General features: G+C 59.2%; 6 protein-coding genes. 2 read left to right on the top strand and 4 right to left on the bottom strand.

Going from position 1 to position 12,217, the window contains the following annotated elements:
• Positions 1–12: 12 nt before the first annotated feature.
• Genes ABIQ96_RS13560 through ABIQ96_RS13550 form a run of 3 tightly spaced genes read right to left on the bottom strand, consistent with a single transcriptional unit; the run spans position 13 to position 3,748 of the window.
• Complete coding sequence (locus tag ABIQ96_RS13560; RefSeq protein WP_348215140.1) at positions 13–942, bottom strand: ABC transporter permease; 930 nt, start codon at positions 940–942, stop codon at positions 13–15.
• Positions 942–2,447 carry a sugar ABC transporter ATP-binding protein gene (locus ABIQ96_RS13555; RefSeq protein ID WP_348215139.1) on the bottom strand — a complete coding sequence of 502 codons (1,506 nt, stop codon included), beginning with the start codon at positions 2,445–2,447 and terminating at the stop codon, positions 942–944. Before ABIQ96_RS13555 ends, ABIQ96_RS13560 begins: the two co-directional genes overlap by 1 nt.
• Positions 2,448–2,479: 32 nt before the next feature.
• Complete coding sequence (locus tag ABIQ96_RS13550; RefSeq protein ID WP_348215138.1) at positions 2,480–3,748, bottom strand: L-rhamnose isomerase; 1,269 nt, start codon at positions 3,746–3,748, stop codon at positions 2,480–2,482.
• A gap of 93 nt (positions 3,749–3,841) precedes the next feature.
• Between ABIQ96_RS13550 and ABIQ96_RS13545 the strand changes: the two genes are divergently transcribed.
• Complete coding sequence (locus ABIQ96_RS13545; RefSeq protein WP_348215137.1) at positions 3,842–4,711, top strand: helix-turn-helix domain-containing protein; 870 nt, start codon at positions 3,842–3,844, stop codon at positions 4,709–4,711.
• A 16-nt stretch (positions 4,712–4,727) separates the two neighbouring features.
• Here ABIQ96_RS13545 and moaA read toward each other — a convergent pair whose 3' ends face one another.
• Positions 4,728–5,723, bottom strand: coding sequence for a GTP 3',8-cyclase MoaA (gene moaA / locus ABIQ96_RS13540; protein WP_348215136.1), 996 nt, complete (start codon positions 5,721–5,723; stop codon positions 4,728–4,730).
• Positions 5,724–6,081: 358 nt separating this feature from the next.
• On the opposite strand from moaA, the gene ABIQ96_RS13535 reads away from it, so the two are divergent.
• On the top strand, positions 6,082–12,162 hold the full coding sequence (locus tag ABIQ96_RS13535; protein ID WP_348215135.1) for a choice-of-anchor D domain-containing protein: 6,081 nt from the start codon (positions 6,082–6,084) through the stop codon (positions 12,160–12,162).
• Positions 12,163–12,217 lie beyond the last annotated feature (55 nt).

Genomic DNA, 12,217 nt, shown 5'->3' with positions numbered 1-12,217 from the left:
GCGTTCGGTCAGTTAGATTTTAGATTTCCGGCTGCGGAGACCATCGGCGACGACGGCCAGCAGGATGACGAGGCCCTGGATGGCTTTTTCCCAATACGGAGGTTGGTGGAAATGGGTCAGGGCGGGATTGACGTTGGCAAGCAACAGCATTCCCAGCAGAACTCCCCAAAGAGTTCCGCGACCGCCGCTGATGGCTACGCCGCCGACGACCGCGGCGGCGATGGTCTTGAGTTCGAGGCCGTCACCGCAGTTCGGCTGGACTTGCGGGGATTGGACGAGATTCAAAACAGCGGCAAGTCCGGCGAGAATCCCCATCAGGACGAAGACACCGAAGGTCGTGCGTTTGGGATCGATCCCGGCGAGACGCGCCGCCTCGGCATCGGTGCCAGTGGCGTGGATGAAGCGGCCGCCGGATAGATTTTTCATCGCCCATGCCGCGCCGATCAGAAGGATGAAGGAAAGCGAGATGACGACGGTTTGGCCCGCCGGCTGGCTGAGGCCGAACCACTGGATACCGGCCGGAAGATTAAGCAAACGCCCCTGCTGCCAGAGACGAAGCGCTTCCTGCCAAGTGACCAACGTCGCGAGGGTGACCACGATACTCGGCAGTCCGAGATAGGCGATCAACACTCCGTTGAGCGCCCCCATCATGGCACCTGCTCCGAGTGCGGCAAGAATCGCCACGCCTAGAGGCAGGCCCGATGCGGCGGTGACTCCCGCGATGATCGCGCACATCGAGAATTGCGAACCGATGGAAATATCGATCTGCCGGGAAATGATCACCAGTGCAATTCCGATAGCTGCCACCAGCGCGGGCATCTGCGAGGTGAGGCGCGAAATAAACGGCTGGAACTGGAAGAAGTGCGGGGCGAAAACGGCCAGACCTAACATCAGCAGGCCAAGCGCCGCGGCGACGGTGAGTTCACGGAAATACTTGTTCATCAGGCGGCGTCCTTTCCGTTGGTTCCAAGCGCGGCGGCCATCACCGTGTGGGCGTCCGCGTTTTCCTTTTCGATCAGCTCCACCAGTTTTCCTCCGCGCATCACGGCAACACGATCGCTCATGCCGAGCACTTCGGGAAGGTCGCTGGAAATCATCAGCACCGCGAGCCCTTCCTTGGCGAGACCGCGGATGATCTTGTGGATTTCGCTCTTCGCGCCGACATCGACGCCTTGGGTCGGTTCGTCGAGGATCAGCAGTTTCGGCTTCGTGGCCAGCCAACGGGCGACGCTGACCTTCTGCTGGTTGCCGCCGCTCAAACTTCCGCCGGGAGCATCCGGCCCGTATGCCTTGATGCCGAGATCGCGGATGAAATCCTGAGCTAACAGACTCTCCGCATTGAACCGCAGAACCGAGCCGGGGAAGAATTTCGGATGAATCGCCATCGTCATGTTGTGGGCGATCGGCATCTCCAGGATCACCCCGTGGCGGCGGCGGTCTTCCGGGACATAAGCGATGCCGCGGGCGATCGCCTCACGCGGATTGCTGATGGAAATTTTTTCACCATTCAAAGCGATCTCGCCGGAATCCGCCGGAGTGATGCCGAAAAGAATCCGCGCCAACTCCGTGCGACCCGCACCGACCAGTCCGGCCATGCCGACGATCTCCCCTGCCCTGACGTCCAGCGTCACCCCGCTCACTCCGCTGGCGGAGCAGCCGAGATTCTTCAATGACAACACAACCTCGCCGGGCTCGCCTTCCGAAGGAGGATAGATCGATGAGACCTCGCGACCGACCATCAGCTTGATCATCTGCGCCTCGGTTAGAGTATCCACCTGGTTGGTGGCGACACTCTCGCCATCCCGCAAAACCGTCACGCGGTCCGCAAGGGCGAAAATTTCCTCAAGCCGGTGGGAAATGTAAACGACTCCTACGCCGCTGGTGCGCAAGTCGCGGACGATCTTGAAAAGGAGATGCTGCTCCTTCTGCGTCAGCGAAGCGGTCGGCTCGTCCATGATGACGATGTCCGCGCCGGAACCGAGCGCGCAGGCGATTTCGACAAGCTGCTGTTCCGGCATCGAAAGCGAACGGACCTCGGCGTCGGGTGAAATTTCCGCGCCGATGCGGTGAAGCAACTCAACCGCCTGCGTGCGCTGGTCCGCCCAACGGACGCGATGAAGCATGCTGGTCTTCTTCAAACGGAGTCCGATGTTCTCGGCCACCGTGAGATCGGGGAAAAGCGCGGGCTGCTGATAGATACAGGCGATCCCCAGTTCGCGGGCCTTCGATGGACTCAAGTGCGAGACCTCCGTCCCGGCGACCGCGAGGGTGCCGCCGTCGGGTTGATGGGCGCCGGTGATGACCTTGATGAGCGTGGATTTCCCGGCACCGTTCTCACCTAACAAGGCGTGGACTTCTCCGGGAAAAAGCTCGAAAGAGACGCCCTTCAGCGCACGGACGGCACCGAAGGATTTCCTGATCTCTGTGAGTTTAAGAATGGGTTTCAAACCGGTGGACTCGCGGGTTGGAGACGTTTTTATCAGGCTCGCTTGCTCAACACAGCATTTTCGTAGCCCTTCACCTCATCCAGCCATGCGGTGCCGACGGGGACGTTCTGCTTTTCACAATAAGCGTCCCAAACAGCGCCCCACGGCAGGCTCTTGGTTTCCTCCATCAGGGCGAGGCGCGAGGTGTAGTCGCCGGATTTTTCCGAATCGCGGAGGGCGGGCGGTTCCAGCAATGCCATGAGCAGAGCCTTGAGCGTGTTGCGGGTGCCGATGGCCCATGCCGCGACGCGGTTGATGCTGGCATCGAAGAAATCCAGCCCGATGTGGGTGCGGGCGAGCAGGTTGTTGCGAACCAGTTCGGCGGCGATGGATTGAAGCGCGTCGTCGAGGGTGACGACATGATCGCTGTCCCAGCGGACGCCGCGGCTAACATGCAGGAGGACTTCCGGCACATACATCAGAACGGAACTGAGTTTGTCGGCGATGCCTTCGGTTGGATGGAAATGGCCGGCATCGAGGCAAAGGAGTTTCTGATTCTTGATTGCGTAGCCCATGTAGAACTCATGCGAACCGACGACATAACTCTCGCTGCCGATGCCGAAGAGCTTGCACTCCACCGCATCGAGGTGAAGCTTGGGATCGATCGCTTTCGTGAACACGCGATCGAGCGATTCTGATAGACGCTGGCGCGGGGCGAGTCGATCCACCGGCGTGTCCTTGTAGCCATCGGGGATCCAGAAATTCGTAACCGTCGGCGAACCGAGTTCCTTGCCCATGACGGCGCCGATTTCGCGGGAGGCGATGCAGTGTTCCACCCAGAAATCGCGGACCGCTTTTTTCGGATGAGACAACGTGAAGCCATCTGCCGCCATTGGATGGGCAAAGCAGGTGGGGTTGAAATCCATGCCCATGCCGTTGGATTTCGCCCAGTCGATCCAGTTTTGGAAATGCTCGGGTTGGATCTCATTGCGATCGACTTTTTTCCCGCCGAACTCGCCGTAGAACGCGTGGAGATTGAGCCGGTGTTTTCCAGGAATCAAGGAAAGCGCCTTGTCGAGGTCCGCGCGGAGTTCATCCGGCGTGCGGGCTTTTCCGGGATAGTTTCCGGTAACAGCAATGCCGCCACTGAGGCCTTCGCCGGTGTTTTCAAATCCACCGACGTCGTCGCCTTGCCAGCAATGCAGCGAGATCGGAATCCCGGCGAGCTTGGCCATCGCGGCATCGGTGTCCACGCCGAGGTCGGCGTAGCGGGCTTTGGCGAGCGTGTAAGTCTGGGAGACGGATTCGGAAGAAGTGGCCATATTCAGTGGGTTTTCAATTCAGGCAGGGCAGTCTGCGTGGAATTTCGCATAAAAACCTCCACTGTTTTGCCAAAAACAAGCACGATCCCGCCAGTGAAACGCATCCTCAAGATCGACGACTGGTTTCATCCTGACGGCTTCCCCATCAGCGTGGAGCGGCGGGAACCTCAGGAGCTGTTTGAATCGCACGCTCATGAATTTGCGGAGCTCGTCATCGTGACCGGCGGCCGCTGCCTGCACGTGAGCGGCCAGGAATCATGGGAAATGACGGCGGGCGACGTCTTCGTCATCGCCGGTCCGCGGGAACACGAATACCGCGATCTGGAAGATCTGCGGCTGGTGAACATCCTCTATCAGCCGAGCCAGCTCCAGATGGGCTTGCTGGATCTTCCTTCCGTGGCGGGTTATCACGCGCTTTTCACGCTGGAACCGTCACGGAGAAACCGTCAGCCAACGAAAGGAAGGCTGCATCTAACTGGAAAGGAAATGGCCCAGATCACCGAGCTCGTGGATCGATTGGAGCTCGAATTGAAAGCCCGCGAACCGGGTTTCGGGTTCATGGCGACGGCGACTTTCATGCAAATCATCGGGCAGTTGTCGCGGAGCTACGGCAGCAGTCCTTCCCCAGACGGCAAAGCGCTGCTGCGGATCGGCGAGGCGCTTTCGCATTTGGAGCGCAACATCCACCGCGAGGTGAATCTGGAGGAATTGGCCAGCATCGCCCACATGTCGCAGCGCAGCTTTCTGCGCGTGTTTCTATCAGCGACCGGAACCTCGCCGCTGGCGTGGGTTATCGGCCAGCGGATCAACCGCGCCTGCCTCCTGCTCCGCAACACCGACCGGCGGGTGACGGAAATCGCCTTCGATGTCGGCTTCAATGACAGCAACTATTTCACCCGTCAGTTCCGCAAGGTGACAGGGTTTTCGCCAAGGGAATACCGTCTGCGGCAGGGCTCGGATTGATCCAGCCAGAGATTCTCTAACCTCCCAGATAGCTCATCTCCGCACGTGGTCGGTCCACTTGTCCGCGCTCTTCCGAGTAGCGGTCCGTTCGGACCGTCCAGATGGAGCGGACGACTTCCGTTAGAATTTCGGGATTGGCTCCGCTGCGCAGGATGCCGCGGAGGTCGTGACCTTCCGCCGCAAACAAACAGGTGAAAATTTTCCCGTCGGCTGAAAGTCTCAACCGCTGGCAATCGCGGCAAAACGGCTTCGTCACCGATCGGATCACGCCGACTTCCGCTGGGCCGTCCGCGTGAGTCCAATGCGCCGCGACTTCTCCGCGATAGGCGGCAGCGCGCGGGACCAGTTCGAATTCCTCTGCTAGAGCCGCCAGGATTTCATCACCGGATACCACTTCATCAAGCTTCCAGCCGTTGGTCTCGCCAACGTCCATGTATTCGATGTATCGCAGGTCCACCCCGGTCGATTTCGCCCAGCGGGCGAGCGGTAGGATTTCACCTTCGTTTACACCGCGCTGAATGACGGCGTTCACCTTCACCGGCAGCCCGAACGCCTGAGCCGAACTGATGCCTGCGAGCACCCGCTCCACTTTCGCGCCGACGCCGTTCATTTTTGAAAAAATTCCGGCGTCCAAAGCATCGAGACTCACCGTCACCCGGCTCAAGCCCGCGAGCGCAAGCGCTTCCGCATGGTGCGCTAACAAAACACCGTTCGTCGTGATGGCGATGTCCTTCACCCCGTCCACCGCAGCCAGCATCGCAACCAAATCCTCCAACCCGCGACGCAGCAGAGGTTCGCCTCCCGTCAGCCGGATTTTCTCAATCCCGAGGGGCACCATGATGCGGGTCAGCCCGACGATTTCCTCGAATGTCAGCAATTCCTCGCGCGGCATGAATGCATACCCGGGTCCGAAAACCTCCACCGGCATGCAGTAGCGGCAGCGGAAATTACAACGATCCGTCACCGAAATCCGCAAATCGCGCAGCCCGCGCCCCAGTAGATCCATTGGCATTCCCATCGCGGAAAACATGAACAGTCTCCGCGCGGTCGCAACCGCAATGAATAAAACGAAATTGGAGCTGGTTATGGAACATCCGTAAAAATCCACGTTCTGCAGAGCCATCCGCTTTGAATTGCAAGGGTTTACCGGATTTGAATCTCTTCGAACCGTTAGGATTCACGCATTATCAATGACTTACGGGATTTTTCGAGGGTGAAAATTTTCATTGCAAAAGGCGATCCAACGGGAATCTTTCGCGGGCCACTCCAAGCCTCGCGTTTTCTTTCAAAAATTTTCAGCTCCCTTGGCTCGATTTTTGCGGAACCGCCAGACGACAAAAACCTACCGCCTTCTTTTTGTGCATTCCCTGATGTGCCTGTATCTTCGTAATCTCAAACCACCGCATTTCGCGTTAAGACTGCTGCTCGCAGTGTACATGGTCGTCGGCATAGGCTCCGCAGCCGATCTCAGCGGCAGTGTCAAACTCTCCTGGAACAGCAATCCGGAAACCAACATCGCCGGCTACCGGGTCAAATACGGTACTGCCAGCGATGCGCTCACCCAAAGCACGACCTTTGATTGGACCACATCGTCCACCACCGTTTCCAGCCTCGAAACGGGCAAGACCTACTACTTCGCGGTGCAGGCCTACAACATCTACGGGCAGGACGGCGCGTTGTCCGATCAAGTCTCCGAGTTCATCGCCGTCCCCACCGCACCGGAAATATCCATCGAACGTTCCCCTTCCATCGTATTGGCCGACGGTCAGAGCGGCGTTTCGGTGGGAAATGTGAATCCAGGGTCTACGGGCGCTCCGCAAACATTCATCATCAGGAATCTCGGCACGGCGGCTCTCACCGGCCTGGCGATGGGCATCGACGGAACGGATCTATCCAGTTTTTCCGTCGTCACGAACCTTCCGTTCTCCTCCGTCGTTTCGACCAACGGCGGCTTCGAATCCGCATTCACTTCATGGACGTCGTCGGGAAATGTCAGGGCTGTCACCAACACGGCCGCAACGGAAGGCAGCAATATCGCTGAGTTCAACTATTCGAACACCGAGCCCAACGGAATGATCTCCCAAAGCTTCACCACCACGCCGGGAACCACCTACACGCTGGCGTTCGACATCGGCGTTCTGGCTTACAACACCAATCAGCAATCTCTCCTGGCATCCGTCATCGGGTCCAGCAGCCTCCTTTCCAAGACCGTGACCGTGACAGGCCCGGGCGACGGCAGCACCCGCTGGACCGCGCAAAGTTTCACGTTCGTGGCGAACAGCACCACCACCACGTTGAAATTCTCTGATGTCTCGACCACCACCGCCGCCATCGACCTTCGCCTTGACCACGTGCGCGTGACACCTCCGGCTACCGGCAACAATGCCATCACCAGTCTCGAGCCTGGCGCTAGCAGTTCGTTCACCGTCGCTTTCAGTCCCTCGTCGATCGGAACAAAGAACGCCTCCATTCACATTTCCAGCAATGATGCGGACGAAAACCCGTTCGATCTCGCGATCACCGGAAGCGGTGCCGGCCAACCAGAAATTGCGATCCGCCGGGCCACTGGCACGGACCTAACCGACAATGCGGCCTCCATCGGTTTCACCAACCCGAGCCTGGGATCCATCAGCACGGCCGAAACCCTGATCATTCAAAATGTCGGCAGCAACAGTCTCACCGGACTGGATCTTGCCATCGACGGAGCGGATATCGGCGAGTTTGTGGTCGATTCGTTAGAAACGAGTATCCTGGCCCCCGGCGACGTCACCACCATCAGGGTCTATTTCCGGCCGACATCCAATGGTACGAAAACCGCCGGACTCCACATCTTCAGCAACGATGGTGACGAAAACCCATTCGATATCGCCCTCACCGGCAACGGTCTTGCCTTGCCGGAAATCAGCGTGGAACACACCCGGGCCGGCGACCTAGCCGATGCGGATTCGATGGTGAGTTTCGACAACTCGGGTATCGGAACCGCCGGATCCCCGGAAACATTCACCATTCACAACACCGGCAACGCCGACCTCACCGGCATCCTCGTCTCCATCGACGGACCCTACGCTTCCGAGTTCATCGTCGGAACTCCTGCTGCCACCACTCTGGCTCCCGGTGCCAGCACGACTTTTCAAATCACTTTCGAACCGGAGTCCTCCGGTACCCGTAACGCGGCCGTCCACATCACCAGCAACGATGCTGACGAGAATCCATTCGACATCGTCTTGGTCGGAAATGGAATCGCCTTGCCCGAGATCTCCATCGAGCGCTCCAACGGCACGAGCCTCGCAGGTGCCGCCGCCCATGTCGGATTCAGTGGCACCAACCTCGGATCCAGCTCCGCCGCTGAAACCCTAACCATCCGCAACCGCGGTACCGCCGACCTGACGAACATCTCTCTCGCCGTCAACGGCGACCATGCGGCCGATTTCATCCTCGACGGCCCCGGAGTCAATATCCTTGCCCCGGGCGAGAGCGCTACTTTCAATCTCGTCTTCAAGCCCACCACTTCCGGAAACCGGGCGGCGACGCTTCACGTCGTCAGCAACGATGCGAACGAAAGCCCATTCGACATCGCACTAACAGGATACGGAATTTCCCTTCCCAAGATCGCGTTCCAGCGCGCCAGCGGCGAGAACGTCGCTAACAATGCCGGCTCCGTGAATTTCGGCAACATCGTCCTCGGCACCAGCTCCGCGGCGGAAACGCTCATTCTCCGCAACACCGGAACTGCCAATCTGACCAACATCGCCGTCACCATAGACGGCGAGCAGGCCTCGAATTTCATCATCGACGGCCCAGCGGTCGATTCCCTAGCCCCGGGCTCCAGTGCCGCCGTTAAAATCATCTTCAAGCCCACTGCTTCGGGAAATCGCAATGCGACCATCCACGTCAGCAGCAACGACCCCGACGAAAGCCCCTTCAACATCGCTTTGGTTGGAAATGGAATCGCCCTTCCTGAAATCGCGGTCGAGCGTTCTAACGGCAATGACCTCGCCGACGGCGTGGCTTCGATCAGCTTCGGAGGGATCAACATCGGATCCACTTCCGCTGCGGAAATCCTCACGATCCACAACACCGGCACCGCCAATCTGACAGGCATCGCCATCTCTCTCGACGGCGAACAGTCCTCCAATTTCATCATCGACGGCCCGGCCACCAATTCCCTGGCCCCGGGTGCAAGCACCACCTTCAAGCTCGTCCTCAAGCCCACCGCTTCAGGAAACCTCAATGCGGCCATCCACATCGCCAGCAATGACGCTGATGAGAATCCGTTCGACATCTCCCTATCAGGCAACGGCATCGCGGTTCCCGAGATTGCGATCGAGCGCTCCGCCGACGGAACAAACCTCGCCGACGGTGCATCAAATGTCAGCTTCGACGCCACCAATCTTGGATCCACCTCCGCCGCCGAAACCTTCACGATCAACAACCTCGGCACCGCAAATCTGACGGGCATCACCATTTCCATCGATGGCGAACACGCCTCCAATTTCATCATCTCCAACCCCGGAGTCAATTCCCTCACCCCGGGTTCAAGCACGACCTTCAGGGTTTCCTTCAAACCCACGGCTGCGGGTTATCGCAATGCAACTGTTCATGTATCGAGCAACGACGCGGACGAAAACCCATTCGACATCTCCCTAACCGGAAACGGAATCGCCCTTCCCGAGATCGCGGTCGAACGCTCTAACGGCACCGACCTCGCCGACGGCGCGACCTCGATCGGCTTCGGCGGCGTCAACACCGGATCCAGCTCCGCTGCGGAAATCCTCACCATCCGCAACACCGGCACCGCCAACCTAACGGGCGTCGCCATCACCCTCGACGGCGAACATGCCGCCAATTTCATCATCGACGGTCCTGGGATCAGCGTCCTCACACCAGGCTCCAGCGCCACCTTCAAGATCACCTTCAAGCCCACTGCTCCGGGAAATCGCAGTGCGGCCCTCCACATCGCCAGCAATGACGCGGACGAAGCACCGTTTGATATCGCCCTTGCCGGAATCGGCATCGCGGTTCCCGAAATTGCGGTCGAGCGTTCCAACGAAACGAACCTAGCCGATGGCGCTTCCACAGTTAGCTTCAGCGCGATCAATCTCGGATCCACCTCCGCCGCCGAAACCCTAACCATCCGCAACCCCGGCACCGCCAATCTTACCGGCATCGCCATCACTCTCGATGGCGAGCACTCCTCCGATTTCATCATCGACGGCCCCGGAATCGATTCTCTCGCACCGGGCTCAAGCGCCATCGTCAGGGTTTTCTTCAAGCCCACCGTTCCCGGCACCCGCAGCGCCGCCATTCACATCACCAGCAACGACGCTGACGAAAATCCGTTCGATATCACCCTCGCCGGAAATGGAATCCCGCTTCCCGACATTTCCGTCGCCCTTGCCAATGGTGTTCCCTTCGCAGGCAGCCCCGCATCGGTGGGCTTCGAAAGCGTGAAGGTCGGTCAGAGCGGTGCCGCGAGAGTTTTCTCCATCAGTAATACAGGAACTGCCGCCCTCACTTCGATCAAACTGACGATCGGCGGACCGCAGGCTGCCGACTTCATTCTGGAACCCACTTCCGCTTCCACCCTCGCTCCCGCGGCGATCACCACATTCAAGATCGTTTTCAAACCCAGCGGGCCCGCCACGCGCAGCGCCACACTGCACATCGCTAGCAATGATCCTGACACCAATCCCTACAACATCGAGCTATCAGGCTTGGGTGTCGCCGTTCCGCGGATGGCTGTTTTCCGGCCCAACGGCACTCCGTTCGTCAATAACACCGATTCGATCTTACTCGGCAGCGTCAACCTCGGATCCGTTTCGACCTCCGAGACATTCACGGTTAGAAACCTCGGAACCGCCAACCTGACCAACCTCGCCGCAACCATTGACGGGATTTTCGGCCCGGACTTCATCATCAGCGGCCTTGAAGCCGCCACCCTTACTCCCGGCTCCGGCACGTCGTTCAGGGTTTCCTTCAAGCCTTTTGCCGCCGGAGCGAGGTCGGCGGTGCTTCACCTCACCAGCAACGATTCCGAAACAGGTTCCTTCAACCTCACTCTAACCGGAACCGGCGTCGCCATCCCCATCATGGTCGTGGAAACCGCCGATGGTTCGCGGTTGGAAACGGGCGCTCCCGCACAGAAGTTCGACAATGTTACCGTCGGCTCCATCGGCACGCCACGGGTGTTCACCGTCCGCAACATCGGCACGGCCGCGCTTACGGGGCTGAAGATCGCCAGCACCACCTCCGCTTTCGTCGCAAGCGTGCCGGACGCAGTATCTATCGAACCCGGAGCAAGCGCCACCTTCACCGTCTCCTTCAAACCCGCGAGCGGTGGAACCAAAACCGCTGCCTTGCGGATTTCCAATGCCTTCGCTCCCGAATCCGCTTTTGAAGTCGCCCTCACCGGCGATGGGATCACGATTCCCGGCATTGACCTTTTCGATTCCGAAGGAGCCAGCCTGTCCAGCGGCCTTGCTTCCGGAAACTTCGGCAGCCTCGACATCATCGGCGCTCCGCGGCTCAAGACATTCACTATCAGGAACACCGGCTCGGCTCCCCTAACAGACATCAACATCGGCAAGGACGGACCACATGCGGCCGACTTCTCCATCGTGAGCGCCGGAGCTGCCACCGTCGCGCCCGGAGCCGCTACCACCGTCACCGTCGCATTCAAACCCAGCACAACCGGAGCCCGCAGCGCATCGCTGGTTGTTAGAAGCAATGCTGGCGACAAACCCATCATTCTCGCGCTCTCCGGAAAAGGATTGGCCGCACCTGAAATCGACGTTCTACAGGGCGACAAACTTCTCAAGTCCGGTGACGCGTTCATCAACTTCGGTGGAGCGCAAAGCGGAAGCCGTGGCGACAGCAAGACCTTCACCATCGCCAACATCGGATCCGCGGCACTTGAAAGAATTTCCATTCTGAAGAACGGCCTCAACCCCACCGACTTCACCGTCACCGCATTGAGGACCGACACCCTTGGGACCGGTACGAGCACCACCTTCAGCGTTATCTTCAAGCCCTCCGATATCGGGATCCGCTGGGGGGCCATTCACATCCTCAGCAACGACGCGAACGAGAAATCCTTCGACATCGTGATCACCGGAAAAGGCACCAACAAGCCGAGCCCCACCAAGAAAGCGAGAAAGAAGAGCCATTCAGGCAATGCCCTCTCCCCACTCGAAGTTGCGGACAACGCCGCCGCACAGACGGTCAAAGGATTCGTGCTCATCGACGGCGTGAAATACCGCACCCTGACCATCACCAAAACTCCCGGAACCACCGTTCTATCGAGCGAAATCGAGGTTTCCTCGAATCTCGTCGATTGGTCCAGCGGCTCCAACCACACGACCGTCTTACGCGATACCGCGACGACGCTAACTGTTCGCGACAACACACCGGTCACCGAGGAGAACAAGCGCCACATCCGCATCCGGCCTTGAGGTTGAGAGTGGGTGATTTCCAAACCGGGAGGCTGGTCCCCTCCACTGCCAGCCA

Source organism: Luteolibacter sp. (genome assembly GCF_039920825.1).
Taxonomy (GTDB): Bacteria; Verrucomicrobiota; Verrucomicrobiia; order Verrucomicrobiales; family Akkermansiaceae; genus Luteolibacter.
This window is presented reverse-complemented; position numbering and strand designations above follow the sequence as displayed.

Bases quoted from the DNA above. Each gene is read 5' to 3' on its own strand.
- ABIQ96_RS13560 (WP_348215140.1), bottom strand. From the start codon at position 942: ATGAACAAGTATTTCCGTGAACTCACCGTCGCCGCGGCGCTTGGCCTG.
- ABIQ96_RS13550 (WP_348215138.1), bottom strand. From the start codon at position 3,748: ATGGCCACTTCTTCCGAATCCGTCTCCCAGACTTACACGCTCGCCAAA.
- moaA (WP_348215136.1), bottom strand. From the start codon at position 5,723: ATGCCAATGGATCTACTGGGGCGCGGGCTGCGCGATTTGCGGATTTCG.
- ABIQ96_RS13535 (WP_348215135.1), top strand. From the start codon at position 6,082: ATGTGCCTGTATCTTCGTAATCTCAAACCACCGCATTTCGCGTTAAGA.